The sequence below is a fragment of the Pseudoalteromonas sp. MM1 genome (genome assembly GCF_030296835.1).
Lineage (GTDB): Bacteria > Pseudomonadota > Gammaproteobacteria > Enterobacterales > Alteromonadaceae > Pseudoalteromonas.
Map to the genome: position 1 here is coordinate 1,010,391 of NZ_AP027922.1, position 19,462 is coordinate 1,029,852.

Here is a 19,462-nt window from a genome sequence, read left to right on the forward strand (position 1 = left end):
TTTCATTAAAAACCAGCGGCCTGCTCAATCACTATTGCATGGCGCTTTGCTAAACGCGTATGGTTTCTGTCGTAACCGCCGCCAATAACACTGGCAATAGCGGTGTTATGTTCAAGGCAGCGCTTAAACACTAAATGGTCACGCTGTTTAATGCCGTCCCAGCTTATATCTAGTTTACCTAAGCCATCGTCTTGCCAAATATCTACACCGGCATCGTATAGGACTAAATCGGGGTTGAGTTCTTTTAATAAAAACTGCAGGGTGTCATCCACAATGCCTAAGTATTCTGCGTCTTGCATATTATTAGCAAGGCCGATGTCTAAATCGCTGGGGGATTTTCTAAACGGGAAGTTTTTTTCGCAGTGTATAGAGCAGGTATACGCATACGGCTGATGCGCGAGCATTTCAGCGGTGCCATCGCCTTGGTGTACGTCTAAATCAAAAATGAGCACGTTGGTCACTTCATTGCTTTGTATTAATGTTTGCGCGGTAAAGGCTAAGTCGTTCACCATGCAAAAACCTGAGCCAAAATCAGTGTGTGCATGGTGCGTACCGCCCGCTAAATGACAGGCTAAGCCATGTTTTAATGCTAAGCGTGCAGTTTGTAACGTGCCTTGTGGGGCGGTGAATGTACGGTTCATTAGCGGTTGCGACCAAGGTAAGCCAATACGGCGCATGGCTTTTTCGTCTAGGCGGTTATGCCATAAGTCGTGAATGTAGTTTTCGCAGTGTACAAGTTCAAGTGGCTCGGGGGAGCCCAAAATAGGCTCAACTAAATTATTACCTGCAATGCCTAAACCTTTAACCTGCTCGTATAAATGAGCAAATTTACTCATTACAAATCGGTGCTTAGGATCAAAGCTAAACGAATAATTACTGTGATAGACCAAAGGTAAGTGAGGGTTTAGGCGCATAACCGTATCAATAATAAAGTTTGCGCTATGGTAATAAACTTAACTAAGGGAGTCTATTGCTGCTATTCAATCAATGAGGCAAGCTCGCGATGAAGTAATTGTTCATCGGCTAAATTAAGTTCAACTAATCGTTTTAAATAGGTAATACTGTTTATATCAATATGGTGGCAATTAAGACCGATGTGTTGATCTTCTATGTGGCAAATAAGCACCTCCATTTTTATTTCTATATCGCTTTGTGGCAAGGTAAAGCGCAAGGTGGCTTCGCTATTTTTGGTGCCACTAAACGCCGCGCATTTAGTAATGAGTGCACCATGTAAAGATACATCGAGTAATTTGCATGAGTAGCTCTCTCCTGCAAATTCTAACTGGGCCGCGGTTGAAAAAAGAATACGCGAGAACTGACGTCGATTTTCCATAAAACGAATTGCCTTTATTGTAATATTTAAATCAAGCATAGCGGGAAATAGCGCATAGCGATAAAAAATGGCATAAAAAAACCCCGCATAAATGCAGGGTTTGTTATATCAGTTAACAATTAACCAATTTTTTTGTATTTAATACGCTTAGGTTGTGCAGCTTCTGCGCCTAAGGTCTTTTTAAGCCATTCTTCGTATTCAGTGTAGTTACCATCGAAGAAGTTAATTTGGCCTTCGTCGCGGTAATCTAAAATATGCGTTGCAATACGGTCGAGGAACCAACGGTCATGCGATATACACATTACACAGCCAGGGAACTCTAAAATAGCGTTCTCAAGGGCGCGAAGTGTTTCAACATCAAGGTCATTGGTTGGCTCATCCAGTAGTACTACGTTACCACCGGCTTTTAAAAGCTTAGCAAGGTGTAAACGGTTACGCTCACCACCGGATAAGTCTTTTACAAACTTTTGCTGATCGTTACCTTTAAAGTTAAAGCGGCTAACGTATGCACGGCTTGGGAACTCAAAGTTACCAATTTTTAGCACGTCTTGTCCGTCAGATATTTCTTGGAATACAGTTTTGCTTTCGTCCATATTGCCACGGAACTGATCAACCGTTGCAAGCTCTACAGTTTCACCTACGCTAATGCTGCCGCTATCTGGTTGTTCTTCGCCACTTAGCATTTTAAATAGGGTTGATTTACCCGCGCCATTGGCACCAATAATGCCCACAATGGCACCTTTTGGCATACTAAAGCTTAAATCGTCGATTAAAACACGATCGCCAAAACTCTTACGTAAGTTATTAACTTCAAGCACTTGGTCGCCTAAACGCGGACCAGGTGGAATAAATAGTTCGTTAGTTTCGTTACGCTTTTGGTAATCAGACTGCTGTAGTTCGCTAAACTGCGCCATACGCGCTTTAGACTTAGCTTGACGACCTTTAGGGTTTGAACGTACCCACTCAAGCTCTTGAGCAATTGATTTTTGACGTGCTTTTTCAGACTTTTGCTCTTGTTGTAAGCGTGCATCTTTTTGTTCAAGCCAAGAAGAGTAGTTACCTTCCCATGGAATACCTTCACCACGGTCAAGCTCTAGTATCCAGCCAGCTACATTATCAAGGAAGTAACGGTCATGCGTTACTGCCACAACAGTGCCTTCGTAATCGTGTAAGAAGCGCTCAAGCCAAGCAACCGACTCAGCATCTAAGTGGTTAGTAGGCTCATCGAGAATAAGCATATCTGGCTTTTCGAGTAATAAACGACAAATAGCAACACGGCGGCGCTCACCACCTGAAAGGTGCTCAATTTTAGCATCCCACTCAGGTAAGCGAAGTGCATCGGCAGCGCGCTCTAAAACGTTATCGATGTTGTGACCATCGTGCGCTTGAATAATCGCTTCAAGCTCGCCTTGCTCTTTTGCTAGGGCGTCAAAGTCAGCGTCTTCCATTGCGTACTCGTTGTACACTTCGTCAAGGCGGTTAAGGGCATGTTTTACTTCACCAACAGCTTCTTCAACTATTTCGCGTACTGTTTTGCTTTCATCCAGTACTGGCTCTTGCGGTAAGTAACCAATTTTAGTGCCCGGTTGAGGGCGAGCTTCACCTTCAAAGTCTTGGTCAACACCGGCCATAATGCGAAGTAATGTAGATTTACCAGCACCATTTAAACCTAGCACGCCAATTTTAGCGCCAGGGAAAAAGTGCAACGAAATATCTTTTAAAATTGTGCGCTTAGGTGGCACAACTTTAGATACTCGACTCATCGAGAATATAAACTTATCAGGTAAAACCATGGAGGAAAGCCTTCAAATAATAATAAAAATTTCAATGTTGTATTGTAGTGGCTCACGGGTGAAACAGTCAACGAATGGCGGGTTTTAAAGCGCTAAAGCACACTTGTTAGCAAAGTATAAAACCATGAATAAATTTCATTTAGACATCTATACATCTAGAGGTTGATATTTTTAGCATTCTGTTCATAATGAGAGCGTATAAATTCTCGGTTTTTATGAGTAGGAGTAAAAATATGCCAATTACAGTGAAAGACGAGCTACCGGCTATTGCCCGTTTACGTGAAGAAAACGTGTTTGTAATGCCAAAAAGCCGTGCAAAAACGCAAGAAATTCGCCCAATGCGTTTGGCTATTTTAAATTTAATGCCTAATAAAGTAGAAACCGAAGTACAGTTTATTCGCTTGCTTGCTAATTCGCCTTTGCAAGTAAATGTAGAACTATTACGCCTAGATACACACCGCAGCAGTAGCAACTCAGAAGAGCACTTAGATACCTTTTACCGTTATTTCTCCGAGGTAAAAGATAATAACTACGATGCCTTATTAGTAACTGGCGCGCCACTAGCACACCTTGAATACGACGATGTAGCCTACTGGGATGAGCTAAAAGTGATTATTGACTGGGCAGAGCAGCACGTTACCTCTACGCTGTTTTCGTGCTGGGCGGCGCATGCGGCGTTGTATCATCGTTACAATTTAAAGCGTGATTTAAAAAAAGATAAACTCTGTGGCGTGTTTACCCACCAGTGTTATTTTGATCACGGAGCACTTACTCGTGGCTTCGACGACACCTTTTTAGTGCCGCACTCACGTTATGGCCACATTGATATAAATAAAATAAACGCCTGCGACGATATAGTGGTATTGGCAGGCTCTGAAAAAGTAGGTGCTTACTTAATGAAAAATAAGTCGGGCAGCCAAGTGTTTATAACCGGCCACCCAGAATACGATGCCGACACATTAAAAGCAGAGTACGAACGCGATTTACAAAAAAGCCCAGACGCGCCAAAACCCGAAAACTATTTTCCAGATAACGATGCAAGTAAAAAGCCGTCTAAAACGTGGCAAAGCCATGCCTTTTTGCTTTTTTCGAACTGGTTAAATTACTACGTGTACCAAACTACACCTTATGATATTAATTTAGTTAGCCAAGATGTGAGGACTAACAACTATGCCGAATAACGTGCCAAACAAAAATAAGCAAAGCGAATTAAGCGCTGCGCTAAAACAGCGTATTTTAATTTTAGATGGTGCAATGGGCACTATGATCCAAACTCACAAGCTTGAAGAAGAAGACTACCGCGGTGAGCGCTTTAAAGACTGGCACGTGCTAATAAAAGGCAATAACGATTTATTAAGCCTTACCAAGCCCGAGCTAATAACCGATATACACCGCAGCTTTTTAGCCGCCGGTGCAGATATTATTGAAACCAATACCTTTAATTCAACCACCATTTCGATGGAAGATTACGACATGGCAAGCATAAGCCGTGAGGTAAACCTAGAGTCGGCAAAACTCGCGCGTGCGATATGTGACGAGTTCACCGCTAAAAATCCAGAAAAACCTCGCTATGTAGCCGGTGTTTTAGGGCCAACATCTAAAACCTGTTCTATCTCGCCAGATGTAAACGACCCAGGTTACCGTAACGTAACGTTTGATAAGCTGGTTACTGCCTATGTTGAGTCTACTCTTGCATTAATGGAAGGCGGCGCTGATTTAATACTTATCGAAACCATATTCGACACTCTTAATGCAAAAGCTGCCTCATTTGCAGTAGAAGAAGCATTTGAACAAGCAGGGCGCACATTACCCGTTATGATCTCAGGTACCATTACCGATGCGTCAGGCCGTACGCTTTCGGGGCAAACAACCGAAGCATTTTATAACTCTATTCGCCATATAAAACCTATTTCGATTGGCCTTAACTGCGCCCTTGGCCCCGATTTACTGCGCCAATACGTAGAAGAGCTTTCGCGCGTATGCGAAACATTTACCTCAGTACACCCTAATGCGGGTTTACCTAACGAATTTGGTGAGTACGACCTAGAAGCAGAGGACATGGCTGCCGAGATTATAGATTGGGGTAAATCGGGCTTTATAAATATTGTTGGTGGTTGCTGCGGCACCACGCCTGCGCATATTCGTGCGTTTGCCAAAGGGCTTGAAGGGGTTAAACCTCGCCCATTACCAGAGCTTGATGTACGCATGCGTTTATCAGGCCTTGAAGCCTGTAACTTAAACTAGGAGCCAACATGACACAGCAAATTGCAGTATTTACCAATGTTGGTGAGCGTACCAACGTAACCGGCTCTGCCATGTTTAAACGCTTAATCATGGAAGAAGATTATGAAACAGCTCTTAATGTTGCTCGCGAACAAGTAGAAAATGGCGCCCAAGTTATTGATATAAACATGGACGAAGCCATGTTGGACTCAAAGGCGGCCATGATTAAGTTTTTAAACTTAATTGCATCAGAGCCCGATATATCTAAAGTGCCTATTATGGTCGACTCCTCTAAATGGGATGTAATAGAGGCAGGGCTTAAATGTATTCAAGGCAAGGCGATTGTTAACTCAATATCGCTTAAAGAAGGCGAAGAGCCATTTAAGCGCCAAGCTAAAATTATTAAACGCTTTGGTGCAGCCGCCGTTGTAATGGCGTTTGACACCGAAGGCCAAGCCGACACCGCAGACCGTAAATACGAAATCTGTGAACGCAGCTACAAAATATTAGTAGAAGAGATTGGCTTTCCGCCGGAAGACATTATATTCGACCCTAATATATTTGCCGTAGCCACCGGTATAGAAGAGCACGACAACTACGCCGTAGAATTTATTGAAGGCACACGCCGCATTAAACAAAACTTACCGCACTGTAAAGTGTCGGGTGGGGTGTCTAATGTATCGTTTTCATTTAGGGGTAATAACCCCGTGCGTGAAGCTATTCACTCAGTGTTTTTATACCACGCGATAAAAGCGGGCATGGACATGGGTATTGTAAACGCAGGCCAGCTTGCGGTTTACGACGATATCCCAGAAGAACTTCGCAAAGCCGTAGAAGACGTAATCCTTAATACCGACCCAGGAGCCGGTGAGCGCCTTGTAGAAATAGCCCCTAAGTTTTCGGGCATGGCACAAGCCGAACGCGTAGAAGATTTAGAATGGCGCACATGGTCTGTTGAAAAACGTCTAGAACACGCGCTTGTTAAAGGTATAACCACCTTTATAGATGAAGACACGGAAGAGTGCCGCGCAGCCGCCGATAAACCTATTCACGTGATTGAAGGGCCACTTATGGATGGCATGAACGTGGTAGGGGATTTATTTGGTGCAGGTAAAATGTTTTTACCGCAAGTTGTTAAATCTGCCCGTGTAATGAAGCGAGCAGTGGCCTACCTAGACCCATTTATTGAAGCCGAAAAAGAAGAAGGCGCCACTAACGGTAAAGTAGTTATGGCAACCGTAAAAGGCGACGTGCACGACATAGGTAAAAATATTGTAGGCGTAGTACTGCAATGTAATAACTACGAAGTAATCGACTTAGGCGTAATGGTACCTGCCGAAAAAATACTGCAAACAGCTATCGACGAAAAAGCTGACATAATCGGCCTTTCGGGTTTAATTACCCCATCGCTAGACGAAATGGTACACGTAGCTAAAGAAATGACCCGCCGAGGCTTTGAGTTACCCCTTATGATTGGCGGCGCAACGACCTCTAAAGCGCATACTGCCGTTAAAATTGAGCCACAGTACGACAAAGGCGTAGTGTACGTAAATAACGCCAGCCGTGCAGTAGGCGTGGTATCGAGCTTATTATCTAAAGAGCTAAAACCCGCCTTTTTAGAAAAAACTAAAGCCGAATACGAAAAAGTACGCGAGCAACAAGCGCGCAAAAAGCCACGTTCAAAACCAGTTACAATTCAGCGTGCCCGCGATAACGCCGCCAAGCTTGATTGGGATAACTACACGCCACCAGTGCCTAAAAAGCTGGGCGTAACCGAATTTAAAAATGTATCAATTGCCACGTTGCGTAAATATATAGATTGGACCCCGTACTTTATGACGTGGTCAATCGCTGGTAAATACCCGCGCATAATGGATGACGAAGTAGTGGGCGAGCAAGCACGTAGCCTATTTAAAGACGCTAACGACATGCTCGACGACCTTGAAAAATCAGGTGCTTTGCAACCTTTAGGTGTAATTGGTTTATTCCCTGCAAACCGTGTGGGTGATGACATAGAAATTTACACCGACGAAACCCGCAAAGAGTTGTTAACCACCTCGTGCCATTTACGCCAGCAAACCGAAAAAACCGACTTTGCTAACTATTGTTTAGCCGACTACATTGCGCCAAAAGGCACACCAGATTACTTTGGCGCGTTTGCAGTAACGGGCGGTTTAGAAGAAGACGACCTAGCCGACGCGTTTGACGCACAGCAAGACGACTACAATAAAATAATGGTAAAAGCGGTTGCCGACAGGCTCGCAGAAGCCTTTGCAGAATACCTGCACGAGCAAGTACGCAAAGAGTATTGGGGCTACGCAGCAGATGAAAACTTAACTAACGACGAGCTAATTCGCGAAAACTACCAAGGTATTCGCCCAGCGCCAGGTTACCCAGCGTGCCCAGAGCACACCGAGAAAAAGAAAATTTGGCAGTTACTCGATACCGAAAAACGCATTGGCATGCAGCTAACTAGCTCCTACGCCATGTGGCCAGGGGCTGCGGTTTCGGGATGGTATTTCTCACACCCAGAGGCAAAATACTACGCCGTAGCTGCTGTGCAAAAGGATCAGGTAGAAGACTACGCCAAGCGAACCAATATGACGCTCGCAGAGGCAGAAAGATGGCTGTCGCCTAATTTGGGGTATGAGCCGGAATAAAAGCGAAAAGGTTAAATAGCGAAGCGGTCAGTTTTTAGCTGTCAGCTATCAGTAAAACAAAACGAGCCAAATTAGGCTCGTTTTTGTTTTAAAGTTTATCAGTGAGCAACTCATTTATTTTGTTCGTAACATCTTTTGGAGTTGGTTTAGTCGTTTGGTGTTTTAACCAATCGATTAGCTCCACTCTGACTTTAAAGCCTTCTTTAATGCAATAGGGAGCTTACCCAAATATCAGGCGCACCAATTGAGCCTCGGCCATACCAATTACAAATACTATAACCTTCACTCTCAATTTTATTTTCAATAATGTTAGTGTAAACGGGTATGGTAACAACCATAACTAATAAAGTTATTCCACACAGTTTGAACCACTTATTCAGTAGGCTTGGGCTAATTTCAGTGTTCTTAATTTTTAGCCATAGTAAGCCTGTTAGCGTCGCAAACATTGGAACGCACAAAATTAAACTTGGGCTAAAGCTGCGTTCTTTAAAAATGAGGGCGTTGTTGTTTAAAGCTTCAATTACTGAGGATACTTCAACCTATGCCGTAAAAGGAGAGGCTAAGGTTAAAGCAAAAAATAAAATAAAGAGTACGCTTTGTTTTATTTGAAATAATGTTATCTGACTTTGCATTATCGCTTTTATTATTTTTATACTAATGAAACTATTTTTGCACTTTGATGCAAAACAAGTCAAATTAGCCCTTCTAATCATTTTTAGGAACAGGAAGCTAAAATGCACAGCTCACGTAATATTAAAACTCGTGACATTAGCTTGTTAAAAAGAGCGCTAAATTTAGCTTTATTATTTACTCATATAATTTTTTTATTTGGCGTAGCTACCATAGCATTAGATCGTGAGAGTTTTGAAGCGATAAGTAACGCAAAATATGGCAATAGCGCTCCCTTAATGCAATCTAAATTAGCAGATATATTTGTATCCTCTTGGTTTGCTTATTTGTGCTTAGTTTTGATCCCAATAACTTTAATGAAAGAGCGCTTTTTGAAAAGCTATAACGTTCGAATTTATTCAAATGTACTGGCTTCGTTTATATGCGGATTAATAATCTATATATTTATTAATAAACTGTATGGTTTATAAGGTTTATTTAATGTGATTTTCAGCTTCTTTAAGAGGAAAATTTATAACTAAAAGGAAAAAATATCTAATGGAAAATATTTTTTGTGGGTATTATGATGAGGAAGCGGAGCAGGATGTTCCATTACAACCAAATATTAGTGAAGCTATAACCTTTTTCAAAGGTTTTATTTGGGAGAATGAGAATTCAGAATCCGCCATGAAAATTTTATTTTTTCAAGCTCTAGGAGATAATAAGGCTTCATTGCAAGTAAGTTGCCTAGAAAAAAAATTATGGTGCATTTCTACCAGTGTTTCCATCCGAAGGCGCTTTCTAGGACCCTTTTTTAAGCGTAACACCTTTAAAATCTTTATAGATAAAAATGAAGATGAAACAGAAAGTATTATACGTCTATTTTATGATAGCTCACCTCACGAGTTCGCTGCCTTTTTAAAAAATAGTAAAGGCTAAACTTTAAGAGGAGTTGAAGTTTAATTTTTTGATTATTGAAATAATAAGTTAATTAGTGTTTCTTCCTTTAGGTTATTAGATATGCTTTACCTAAAATCCTAGTACATTTAATCTCTTTATAAATCTATTCTATTACTTTGGATAAAGGACTATAAATGAAGTATCTAAATTACATATTCCTTTGCCTATCTCTACTTTTTACATCGAACACATTTGCGCTTGAGCAAAAGTATCACGAGAGTGTTTTACCTATTATTGCTGCTTTTAAAACGCAGGATAAAGCTGCGATTGCTGCGCATATTCGCTACCCTCTAAAAAGACAATACCCATTGCCTGACATTAAAAATGAAGCTGAGTTTATTAACCGCTTTGATGAAGTGTTTGACGACGAGCTAGTGGCAGTTATTGGCAGCTCTAATATTAATACCGATTGGGATAAAGTTGGTTGGCGTGGCATTATGCTAAATAACGGCGTGATGTGGGTAGATACTGACGGTAAAATTATTGGTATAAATACCCAAAATGCTGAAGAGCAGGCATTTGCTAAACGCTTAATTGAACAAGACAAGCAATCACTTCATTCAAGTATTAATACGTTTGAAGAGCCAATGCTTGATTGGAAAACGGCTAGCTACCATATTCGCGTTGATGATTTAGGTGATAGAAATTACCGTTATGTAGCGTGGGGTATTGATAAAAGCCCAAAGGATAAGCCAGATATGGTTTTATTAAACGGTGATATTACCTTTGAGGGTAGTGGCGGGAATCATCATTATACGTTTAAAAACGGACGTTACAGTTACATATTACACGTTACTGTAATTGGCTGCGATACATCACCACCCGGTTGGCTTGAGGTATATAAAGGTGATGAGCAGTTATTAAAAGAGCGAGTTATAAGTGCTGAGTAAAATTAACAACTTCTTCTTATGTATACCCAATAAAGCTGTCGCTTAATAACAACTATAAATTAGCGGTTCGCCGATAAAAATTTCAATAAAATTGATCTAAGTGGTAGGCTAAAAAAGTAGCAAGTATTCAAACCGTTCTCGCGCAACAAGGAATTCCTTTAAAGCGCTTTGCCAAGGAGTTAAATATGATCACGCTTACCGTTAATGGTAATAAACATGAGTTTACAGGCGATCCGTCAACGCCGGTGCTTTGGTATCTTCGAGATGAATTAAATTTAACCGGGCCTAAATTTGGCTGTGGTATGGCGCAATGTGGTGCCTGCACCATACATATTGATGGCGTAGCGCAGCGCTCGTGCATATTACCGGTATCGGCTGTAGTAGGGCGTAATATTACCTCTATTGAAGGGCTAAGCGAGCAGGGCGATCATCCTGTGCAAAAAGCCTGGGTTGAGCATAAAGTGCCGCAGTGTGGGTTTTGTCAGTGTGGGCAAATAATGCAAGCGGCAAGCTTATTAGCCGCTAACCCCAATCCAACTGATGATGAAATAGTGAGTAATATGTCGGGCAATATTTGCCGTTGTGGCACTTATCCGCGTATTCATAAAGCAATTAAGTCAGCAGCTAAAACTATTGCGGGCGTTGAATATTTTGACCCAAATGAACAAGGGGAAGAAGTATGAAAAACAACAATACGTACTTTGACCTAAACCGCCGCCAATTTTTAAAAACCAGCGCAATAGGCGCATTAGTATTAGGTACTTATTTTGTAGGCAGTGCACCAAAAGCATTTGCTGGCGTGTTAGAACAACCCTCTGAGCAAGCAAAACGTGCCAACTTATTTATAGCACTGCGCCCCGATGGCATGGTTGAAATAACCTGTCATCGCTCTGAAATGGGCCAACAAATTCGTACCGCCATAGCACAAATTGTGGCAGACGAAATGGAAGCTGCTTGGGATAAAGTAGTTGTTATTCAAGGTAAGGGCGACCCTAAATACGGGGATCAAAATACAGATGGATCGCGCAGTATTCGCTACAACATGCAGCGCCTACGCGAAATGGGTGCAAGCGTACGCTACATGATGCAGCACGCAGCTGCTAAATATTGGAACGTTGAGCCTCAAACCTGTACAGCTAATCAGCACGTGGTTACCCACAGCTCGGGTAAAACGCTTGCCTATAAAGATTTAATTGACCTAGCGCTTGGCATTACCCCGCCAGAATCAGACAAGTTAGCACTTAAAACACGTAAAGAATGGCGTTATATAAATACCGGTATGGCGCACATAGATTTAACCGATTTAGTAACCGGTAAAGCCACATTTGCTGCCGATGTACGTGAACCAAAAGCGCTGGTGGCTATGATTGAGCGCCCGCCGGTAGTAGGTGGTGTGGTTAAATCGTTTGATGTTAGCGCCGCTAAAGCAATTAATGGCGTAGTTGATGTTATTGAAATGCCTGTACCAAAAGGTGCGCCGCAATTTCAGCCAAAAGGCGGCATTGCTATTGTTGCTAAAAATACCTGGGCTGCATGGCAGGCGCGTAAAGCACTAAAAGTAGTGTGGGATGATGGTAAAAACGGCGATTATAATTCAGAAAACTTTAAAAAGTCGTTATTACAAACAGTGAGTGAGCCGCAGGCGCATGTGCGTGAAAAAGGCGATACCACCAGCGTACTGGCTAAATCGAGCAATAAGTTAGTAGCCGATTATTACGCGCCACATTTGGCTCAAGCACCCATGGAGCCACCTTGCGCCACGGCAATGTACAATAAAGACCGCGTTGATATTTGGGCTGCAACGCAAAACCCGCAAGCCGATATGAAAACCGTAGCCGCACTACTGGGTATGGACGAGAGTAAAATTAACGTACATGTCACCATGTTAGGTGGCGGGTTTGGGCGTAAATCAAAACCTGATTTTTCAGCAGAGGCCGCCTACATTTCAATGAAAGTAGGACAACCTATACGCGTACAATGGACGCGAGAGGATGATATTCAACACAGTTTTTATCATGCAGTATCGGCCCAACATATTGAAGCTTCACTCAATGAAAAAGGCAATATTGAGGCTTACTTACATCGCACGGCGTTTTCGCCAATTGTATCTACGTTTCAAGAAGGGGCAACATCGCCTGCAGGCTTTGAGCTGCGCTTAGGCTTTACTGATAACCCTATAAACTCACCTAACTTAAAGCTAGAAAATGGCGAAGCACCCGCTAAAACTAGGGTAGGTTGGATGCGCTCGGTATCAAATATATTTCATGCTTTTGCTATTCAGTCATTTATTGCTGAAGCTGCGCATAAAGCAGGGCGCGACCAAAAAGACTATTTACTCGAAACCATAGGCCCTGATCGCATTTTAGATGTAACCGAGCAAAATGCCTCGTACGATAACTATGGCGCCGATAAAGACGTTTACCCATTAGATATTGGTAAATTACGCCATGTTATTGAAAAGGTGGCTGAGATAAGTAAATGGGGCAGAAAGCTGCCAAAAGGTCGCGGATTAGGTATTGCAGCACACCGCAGCTTTTTAACCTATGTGGCTACTGTGGTAGAGGTAGAAGTTTCAGATGCTGGTGATTTAAACGTGATTAAATCGTGGGTAGCTATTGATGCAGGTACGGTTGTAAACACCGATACCGTTAAAAACCAAACGCAAGGTGGCTCTATTTACGGTATTACCACTGCAATTAGCGATGGTATTACCTTTGATAAAGGCCGCGTGCAACAAAGTAACTTTCATGATTACCGCGTACCGCGTATGAGCGATTCACCACTCGAGGTAGAAGTAGAAATAATACAAAGCGATGCGCCACCAGCAGGCGTAGGCGAGCCCGCAACACCGGTTTACGCCCCTGCATTATGTAACGCTATTTTTGCCGCTTGTGGTAAGCGTATTAGGCAGCTGCCTATAGGTAACCAATTAAAAGCGTAAATAACGTCCTTTTTTAACCGTAAAACAAAAAAACCGCCAAATGGCGGTTTTTTTAGAAGTTAACGATTAGTGCGTTTTTTCAAACTCATCTACTTCACGCTCTGCTTCTTCTTTAGATTTACCGTACTGCTGCTGGATTTTACCCACTAGCTCTGTACGGCTACCTTCAATTTTGTCTAAATCGTCGTCAGTAAGATCACCCCATTTTTGTTGCGCCTTACCTTTAAGTTCGTTCCAATTACCTTTCATACGATCGCTGTTCATAAGTTTCTCCTTACTTAGATTTAATTAACGTTCACTATAAAAGGAGCAAGGCGTGTACCAATCAGTTAAATTTAAATTTTGTATTTATAATCATAGTGTTATTTTTTATTGGCGCAGTAGTGATTAATATAGCGCGCATGTTCTTAAAAAATGTACAGAGTGGTTTGTAATTATTTCTGATTATGATGCCCTTTATAACCACACAGCTTTAGCGGCGCGTTTATTTTTGGTTTTTGTTACAATGCGTGCAAAGCAATTTTTGGTAAATAGCAGTGCTGCCGGTTCAAAACATATATCAACAACTCGTAACTACATTACAAAGTAACCCTATAACGTTATTACAAGCACCGCCTGGTGCAGGTAAATCAACATGGTTGCCGCTACAGCTTATGCGCGACGGCCATTTTAAGCGTATTGTAATGCTGGAGCCGCGCCGCTTAGCGGCACGTAATATTGCCAATTACCTAGCGCAGTGCCAAAACGAAAATGTGGGGCAAAGCGTTGGCCTTCGTGTACGCGGTGAGAGCAAAGTAAGTAGCAATACGCGCCTTGAAATAGTTACAGAGGGCATGCTTACTCGCATGCTACAAAACGATCCAGAACTTAGCGACATTGATTTACTGATATTTGATGAGTTTCATGAACGCTCAATTGCAGCCGATACCTCACTGGCCTTTGCTTTAGAGACCCAAAGTGCACTGCGTGACGATTTAACCATACTACTTATGTCGGCGACCCTTGATACCGAGCGCTATACGCAATTTTTTGATTGCCCCGTTATTCAATCAAGTGGGAGAAGCTACCCCATAGACGAAATTTATATACCCATAAAAGATGAAAGCCGCTGGCTTGATGCTATTTCCGCTTTAATAAAACAAGCACTAAACGAGCAAAGCGGCAGTGCGTTGGTGTTTTTACCTGGGCAATTTGAAATATTACGTGTGCAGCAAGCGCTTAATGATTTGCCAGGTAACTGCCTAGTTGCCACGTTATTTGGCGAGCAAGATAAAGCCAATCAGCAAGCGGCGATTGCTCCTGCGCCTAAGGGAATGCGCAAAATAGTGCTTACCACCAATATAGCCGAAACCAGCTTAACCATTGAAGGCATTCGCATTGTTATTGATAGTGGTAAACGCCGCGCTGCAACGTTTAACTTAAAAACAGGCGTAACGGAGCTTACAACACAAAGTATATCGCGTTCCTCTGCCGTGCAGCGAGCAGGGCGAGCCGGAAGAATAGAACCCGGTGTGGTTTACAGGCTTGGCTCAAAGCAAACCTTTGAGCGACGCAATAGCCACGATAACCCCGAAATACTCACCTCAGACATAAGCCAACTTATGCTTGAAGCAAAACAGTGGGGCGCAAATATTAGCGAACTCACCTTGCTTGATACGCCAACAGCGCAGCAATGCACACAAGCAATGAGCTTACTAACTATGCTTGAAGCTATCGACGCCAAAGGCAAGCTAACCAAGCTGGGCAGCAACATGCTGGGTTTTGGGGCGGATATTCGCTTAGCACATATGCTGTTAAAAGCGCAGGCGCTTGAGACTGAACTCCCTGGTATTTATCGCTTAGCACTTTATTTAGTGGCGCTGCTTGAGAGCAGAATAAACAGCGCCAACGAGCTAAGTCTGGCGCTTCATAGCCAACAGCAAAGGCCACACCCAGTATTTAAACAGCAGTTAAAATATTGGCAAAGCCGCTTAAAAGTAACCGACAGTAACAGCGAGCTAAACACCGAGTATTTAGGTTTGCTGGTGGCATTAGCTTACCCCGACCGCATTGCAAAAAAACGCGGCAATGGCTACTTACTTGCCAATGGTGCGGGCGCTGATTTAAACCCCGATTACTGGCATAACGATGACTACCTTGCTATTACTACCATGGGCGGCCATAAAGGCACACGTATATTTGCAGCGACAGCGCTTAGCCCATTTGAGCTACAAGAGTACTTACCGCATTTATTTACTACGCTCACCCGCTGTGAGTTTGATGAAAAAACCGCGCGCTTTATCCACCAAGACGAAGTAAAGCTCGGTGCTATTACCCTTACAAGCCAACCAAGCAAACAAAAGCTTGATAAAACCGAGCGCGCTAAAGCGTGGCTTAATTTATTTACTAAACACGGCTTTGCATTATTTAATGAACAACCCGACGCGCAGCAATTATTAATACGCATGAGTTTAGCCAGTCAATTTATGCCCGATACCTTTCCGGCAATAAGCGAGCAGCAACTTATCGAAACAGCTGATAATTGGTTGGGCGTATATTTACAAGATATAAAAACACTCGACCAGCTTAAAAAGTTTAACTACTTTGAAGCACTGCAAAATTGTTTTGACTGGCCACAGCAAACAGCCCTAAAAACACTGTTACCGCTTAGGTTAACGGTACCGAGTGGCTCAAATATAAAAATTAATTACCAGCTAGATGGCCCCGCAAAGTTAAGCGTGCGCATGCAAGAAGTGTATGGTTTAACCAGTACGCCTATGCTTGCTAATGGAAAGCTGCCACTGCTTATGGAATTACTATCGCCAGGTAAGCGCTCATTACAGCTTACGCAAGATCTTGCGCACTTTTGGGCGAGCAGTTATCGCGATGTACAAAAAGAAATGAAGGGGCGTTACCCTAAACATTTTTGGCCGGACGACCCAGCCAACAGCGTGGCAACGAACAGAGTAAAAAGCAAAATGTAGGTGTTAGCTACGTAACGTTATTTGTTTGATTATTGAACTTACTCAGGTAATGTACCTATAAAATACTTTTAGCTACAGGGATAGTCAATGAGGTTACTTTTAACATTAAGTTTGGTATTGGTTGCTAGCTTTTCAGTCCGAGCCGAAGAGCCATTTGATTTAAAAGCATTTGCACAGCACTACTATAAAGCCATGACCGCCACGCAAGCCCCAAACGCCGATACCAAAGAGCTTGAAGCTTACCTTAGCTTATTAACAGACGACGTTGGCAGTCAGCACATACCGTATCAAATAGATGACTCTCGCACAGCTAATGGCAAAGAGCTAATGCGCAAGGGCATGAGTTTTTATTTAGGCGCGCATACCCACTATGAAAGTGAGCTACTTAACACCTTTATATTTAACGATAGCGGTTTTGCGATTCGTTATAAAAATCATGCTAAAGGCATTCATCCACAAAGCAAACAACCACTAGAGTATACCTCAGTAATGATGGAAGTAATTGAGGTTGAAAATGGTAAAGTGGCGATGATCCGCAAATACCACGAATAACTTTATTGGTTAAACCTCTTTGCCACCGTGTTGCTCGGCTAAGTCATCAAGCTCGGCAGAGGTGTAATCAAACCCGCTTTCATCATACTCGTAAGTGACTTTTACACTGTCGCCACCATTAAATAGGCGAGTTTTAACTTGGTTTACGGGCCAATCTTTAAGTACATGCACAAAACGGTTGGCAACTTGCGAGGATTCAAAACGGTAGCGAATTTCTGTTTTCATAAAAAGGCTCTGTCATTGTATGGCTTAGCTAAAAGTGAGTAGTAAAATTACACTATTCAATGCATTACCACCTCTCATAGTCGTTATTATACCTTTAATCTACACCCTGATATAAGCCTCTAAAACAGTAAGTGAAGCAAAAAACTACACCTGCAAGCTATAAATGATGCGTTTTTAAAATAAATAATAATTATTACAAATAACCTTATTATCTAAAAAATTGATTTGATACTTTTTCACAAAATGTGCGTATTTAGTATTAAATTGAAGTAACCCGCCTTGAAAATATTTATCTTCCGCCCTTTTCTCTGTTGTTTAAGTTATTGTAATTAAGTTGTTTTATAGATTTTTAAATTTAAATGTTTAATTTTTCACCAGCCAATTTAAATGCTGTTTATTCATGTTAAGAATTATTTTTGTTAGAGGTTTTTTATTCTAAAAATTGAAATTCTTTTAAAAATAAAACAATAAATATACATTTTGTGTTGATTGTTAGTTATTTGTAATTAGAATAGTCGATATTACAAATAAGAATGATTCACATACAATATTAGGATTCAATATGAATTTGCGTAAATCTCTCCTTGCTAGTGCAGTAATTACTGCAACTTTGGGTTTAACTGCATGTGGCGGCTCTAGCTCCAACGATAGCGATGAAACACCGACCACTCCAACAGTGACTAATTCGGCACCTACCGCAATTAGCTTATCAACAGCAGCTGTAACAGAAGATGTAGTTGGTGCAGTAGTAGGTACTTTAAGTGCCACCGATGACGATGCTACGGGTATGGTATTTACGCTATCAGATGATGAGCAGTATTTTGAAATTAACGACAGCAACGAATTAACGCTTAAAAGCACATTAGCGCTTAATGCTGAGCAAGTAGAAACCGTAGACGTAACAGTCACCGCAACCGATGCGGGTGAGTTAAGCTTTACGCAAACATTAAGCGTATCTGTAACAGATATTGAAGCGCAAGATGGCGTAAATGTTTACGAATTTGCTTCAACAGTAGATGCGAGTAATTCGGCTGTAAGTTACACAGGACAAGTGGCTCGCCATGCGCTTTCGGCGCAAATTAAAGCCTACATAGGTTTATTAGATGTAGATTACATCGAAAGTGAAGGCTTGACAGGCGATGCTGTAAAAGCGCAGCTAATGGCGTATTGGAGTGATTACGAAGCCGTAAAAGATAATAGCTTTTTGTTTGTTGATGGCAGCACAACGCTACAGCAATCATTTGCTGAAATTTCAAGTTCAGGTAAATCGTTAACGGGTAAAGTTGCCGGTAACGACGCATCAAAAATGGAAGAAGACTGGCTAACAGAAGGCACATTTGAAGGGTGGAGTGACTTTGGTACTCAAGCTAAAACACCTGAAGGCCTTATTTTTCATTACTTTGATTTATTAGCAGCTAATGTAGATGCAATAGCAAGCGGCACACAATCTGAAGATGTAAACGGTAACGACATTACAGCGGCTTATATTACAACAAGTGGCCTAGATTTAAATCAGCTTATTCAAAAACACACATTAGGTGCGTTAATGTTCTCGCAAGGTACAGATGACTACCTAGACGACGGGCTTGAAGAAGATAACACCGATGCAGCAGCCGCTGGCAACAATTACAGCACTTTAGAGCATCAATATGATGAAGGTTTTGGTTACTTTGGTGCTGCTCGTCATTACTTAGAGTATAGCGACGACGCTATTTCGGATGGTAGTGCAAACGCAGATGTTGATGGCGATGGAAAAATAGATTTAGCCAGTGAGTACAACTGGGGTAATTCAGTAAATGCCGCTAAACGTGATAACGGTGCAACAGTTGCGACTGACTTTAGCAGCGCAGCAATGACGGCGTTTATCGCTGGTCGTAAAATTATTAACGATGCAGCACCAAGCGCATTAACTAATGAGCAAAAAACGCAGTTATTAGCACAACGCGATATTGCTGTTGCTAATTGGGAAAATGCAATTGCAGCGACTGTTGTTCATTACATTAACGATACATTAGCTGACGTCGATACAGTGCAAGGTACAGAGGCAAGCGCTGAAGATTTTGCTAACTTAGCTAAGCACTTTAGTGAAATGAAAGGTTTTGCACTGAACTTTCAATTTAACCCATTTTCACCTTTTTACAGCGACGATAACGCAGGTAAATTTGCCGAGCTACATACGTTACTAGGTGAGGCGCCACAGTTAACAGATGCCTACAAAGCACAGTTAGTTGAAGCGCGTGATTTGATGCAGCAAGTATACGGCTTTGATGCTCAAAACGTTGAAAACTGGTAATTACCACCTGTTTTAGCACC

At 42.1% G+C, this 19,462-nt stretch carries 16 protein-coding genes; 11 read left to right on the forward strand and 5 right to left on the reverse strand.

Annotation, left to right across the window (positions count from 1 at the left end; all coding sequences use genetic code 11):
- Nucleotides 1–5: 5 nt before the first annotated feature.
- From QUE46_RS04570 to ettA, 3 genes are all read right to left on the reverse strand, one after another.
- Nucleotides 6–914 carry a histone deacetylase gene (locus QUE46_RS04570; protein WP_286246399.1) on the reverse strand — a complete coding sequence of 303 codons (909 nt, stop codon included), beginning with the start codon at nucleotides 912–914 and terminating at the stop codon, nucleotides 6–8.
- Between the two features lie 62 nt (nucleotides 915–976).
- Nucleotides 977–1,333, reverse strand: a complete 357-nt coding sequence (locus tag QUE46_RS04575) for a PilZ domain-containing protein (protein ID WP_286246400.1) — start codon at nucleotides 1,331–1,333, stop codon at nucleotides 977–979.
- 119 nt (nucleotides 1,334–1,452) lie between these two features.
- Nucleotides 1,453–3,126: an energy-dependent translational throttle protein EttA gene (gene ettA / locus QUE46_RS04580; RefSeq protein ID WP_029773845.1), complete on the reverse strand. Its 1,674-nt coding sequence runs from the start codon at nucleotides 3,124–3,126 to the stop codon at nucleotides 1,453–1,455.
- A 233-nt stretch (nucleotides 3,127–3,359) separates the two neighbouring features.
- Between ettA and metA the strand changes: the two genes are divergently transcribed.
- The 8 genes from metA (at nucleotide 3,360) to QUE46_RS04620 (ending at nucleotide 13,409) form a co-directional block, all read left to right on the forward strand.
- Nucleotides 3,360–4,307 carry a homoserine O-succinyltransferase gene (metA, locus tag QUE46_RS04585; protein WP_286246401.1) on the forward strand — a complete coding sequence of 316 codons (948 nt, stop codon included), beginning with the start codon at nucleotides 3,360–3,362 and terminating at the stop codon, nucleotides 4,305–4,307.
- Nucleotides 4,297–5,370 carry a homocysteine S-methyltransferase family protein gene (locus QUE46_RS04590; protein ID WP_286246402.1) on the forward strand — a complete coding sequence of 358 codons (1,074 nt, stop codon included), beginning with the start codon at nucleotides 4,297–4,299 and terminating at the stop codon, nucleotides 5,368–5,370. The genes metA and QUE46_RS04590 overlap by 11 nt, the downstream gene beginning before the upstream one ends.
- Nucleotides 5,371–5,378: 8 nt before the next feature.
- Nucleotides 5,379–8,009, forward strand: a complete 2,631-nt coding sequence (gene metH, locus QUE46_RS04595) for a methionine synthase (RefSeq protein WP_286246403.1) — start codon at nucleotides 5,379–5,381, stop codon at nucleotides 8,007–8,009.
- A gap of 734 nt (nucleotides 8,010–8,743) precedes the next feature.
- A complete protein-coding gene (locus tag QUE46_RS04600) occupies nucleotides 8,744–9,109 on the forward strand; it encodes a hypothetical protein (RefSeq protein WP_286246404.1) in 366 nt (121 codons plus the stop codon).
- A 67-nt stretch (nucleotides 9,110–9,176) separates the two neighbouring features.
- On the forward strand, nucleotides 9,177–9,557 hold the full coding sequence (locus QUE46_RS04605) for a hypothetical protein (protein WP_286246405.1): 381 nt from the start codon (nucleotides 9,177–9,179) through the stop codon (nucleotides 9,555–9,557).
- A 155-nt stretch (nucleotides 9,558–9,712) separates the two neighbouring features.
- Entirely contained in the window at nucleotides 9,713–10,468 is a 756-nt protein-coding gene (locus tag QUE46_RS04610) for a hypothetical protein (protein WP_286246406.1), read from the forward strand.
- A 185-nt stretch (nucleotides 10,469–10,653) separates the two neighbouring features.
- The gene (locus tag QUE46_RS04615; protein WP_286246407.1) at nucleotides 10,654–11,151 is read left to right on the forward strand and encodes a (2Fe-2S)-binding protein; all 498 of its coding nucleotides are present in this window, start codon (nucleotides 10,654–10,656) and stop codon (nucleotides 11,149–11,151) included.
- On the forward strand, nucleotides 11,148–13,409 hold the full coding sequence (locus QUE46_RS04620; protein WP_286246408.1) for a xanthine dehydrogenase family protein molybdopterin-binding subunit: 2,262 nt from the start codon (nucleotides 11,148–11,150) through the stop codon (nucleotides 13,407–13,409). The genes QUE46_RS04615 and QUE46_RS04620 overlap by 4 nt, the downstream gene beginning before the upstream one ends.
- A gap of 66 nt (nucleotides 13,410–13,475) precedes the next feature.
- Here the strand turns inward: QUE46_RS04620 and QUE46_RS04625 are convergent, their stop codons facing one another.
- Complete coding sequence (locus QUE46_RS04625) at nucleotides 13,476–13,673, reverse strand: CsbD family protein (protein WP_002958133.1); 198 nt, start codon at nucleotides 13,671–13,673, stop codon at nucleotides 13,476–13,478.
- A 272-nt stretch (nucleotides 13,674–13,945) separates the two neighbouring features.
- On the opposite strand from QUE46_RS04625, the gene hrpB reads away from it, so the two are divergent.
- The gene (gene hrpB, locus QUE46_RS04630; protein WP_286246409.1) at nucleotides 13,946–16,372 is read left to right on the forward strand and encodes an ATP-dependent helicase HrpB; all 2,427 of its coding nucleotides are present in this window, start codon (nucleotides 13,946–13,948) and stop codon (nucleotides 16,370–16,372) included.
- 87 nt (nucleotides 16,373–16,459) lie between these two features.
- Nucleotides 16,460–16,924, forward strand: a complete 465-nt coding sequence (locus tag QUE46_RS04635) for a nuclear transport factor 2 family protein (protein ID WP_286246410.1) — start codon at nucleotides 16,460–16,462, stop codon at nucleotides 16,922–16,924.
- A 9-nt stretch (nucleotides 16,925–16,933) separates the two neighbouring features.
- Here QUE46_RS04635 and QUE46_RS04640 read toward each other — a convergent pair whose 3' ends face one another.
- Entirely contained in the window at nucleotides 16,934–17,149 is a 216-nt protein-coding gene (locus tag QUE46_RS04640; protein ID WP_138540644.1) for a hypothetical protein, read from the reverse strand.
- Nucleotides 17,150–17,711: 562 nt separating this feature from the next.
- Here QUE46_RS04640 and QUE46_RS04645 point away from each other — a divergent pair.
- The gene (locus tag QUE46_RS04645) at nucleotides 17,712–19,442 is read left to right on the forward strand and encodes a DUF4856 domain-containing protein (protein WP_286246411.1); all 1,731 of its coding nucleotides are present in this window, start codon (nucleotides 17,712–17,714) and stop codon (nucleotides 19,440–19,442) included.
- Nucleotides 19,443–19,462 lie beyond the last annotated feature (20 nt).

Excerpts from the sequence above, each read along its gene's own strand:
- QUE46_RS04570 (WP_286246399.1), bottom strand. The coding sequence starts at position 914 with ATGCGCCTAAACCCTCACTTACCTTTGGTCTATCACAGTAATTATTCG.
- QUE46_RS04575 (WP_286246400.1), bottom strand. The coding sequence starts at position 1,333 with ATGGAAAATCGACGTCAGTTCTCGCGTATTCTTTTTTCAACCGCGGCC.
- ettA (WP_029773845.1), bottom strand. The coding sequence starts at position 3,126 with ATGGTTTTACCTGATAAGTTTATATTCTCGATGAGTCGAGTATCTAAA.
- metA (WP_286246401.1), top strand. The coding sequence starts at position 3,360 with ATGCCAATTACAGTGAAAGACGAGCTACCGGCTATTGCCCGTTTACGT.
- QUE46_RS04590 (WP_286246402.1), top strand. The coding sequence starts at position 4,297 with ATGCCGAATAACGTGCCAAACAAAAATAAGCAAAGCGAATTAAGCGCT.
- metH (WP_286246403.1), top strand. The coding sequence starts at position 5,379 with ATGACACAGCAAATTGCAGTATTTACCAATGTTGGTGAGCGTACCAAC.
- QUE46_RS04600 (WP_286246404.1), top strand. The coding sequence starts at position 8,744 with ATGCACAGCTCACGTAATATTAAAACTCGTGACATTAGCTTGTTAAAA.
- QUE46_RS04605 (WP_286246405.1), top strand. The coding sequence starts at position 9,177 with ATGGAAAATATTTTTTGTGGGTATTATGATGAGGAAGCGGAGCAGGAT.
- QUE46_RS04610 (WP_286246406.1), top strand. The coding sequence starts at position 9,713 with ATGAAGTATCTAAATTACATATTCCTTTGCCTATCTCTACTTTTTACA.
- QUE46_RS04615 (WP_286246407.1), top strand. The coding sequence starts at position 10,654 with ATGATCACGCTTACCGTTAATGGTAATAAACATGAGTTTACAGGCGAT.
- QUE46_RS04620 (WP_286246408.1), top strand. The coding sequence starts at position 11,148 with ATGAAAAACAACAATACGTACTTTGACCTAAACCGCCGCCAATTTTTA.
- QUE46_RS04625 (WP_002958133.1), bottom strand. The coding sequence starts at position 13,673 with ATGAACAGCGATCGTATGAAAGGTAATTGGAACGAACTTAAAGGTAAG.
- QUE46_RS04635 (WP_286246410.1), top strand. The coding sequence starts at position 16,460 with ATGAGGTTACTTTTAACATTAAGTTTGGTATTGGTTGCTAGCTTTTCA.
- QUE46_RS04640 (WP_138540644.1), bottom strand. The coding sequence starts at position 17,149 with ATGAAAACAGAAATTCGCTACCGTTTTGAATCCTCGCAAGTTGCCAAC.
- QUE46_RS04645 (WP_286246411.1), top strand. The coding sequence starts at position 17,712 with ATGAATTTGCGTAAATCTCTCCTTGCTAGTGCAGTAATTACTGCAACT.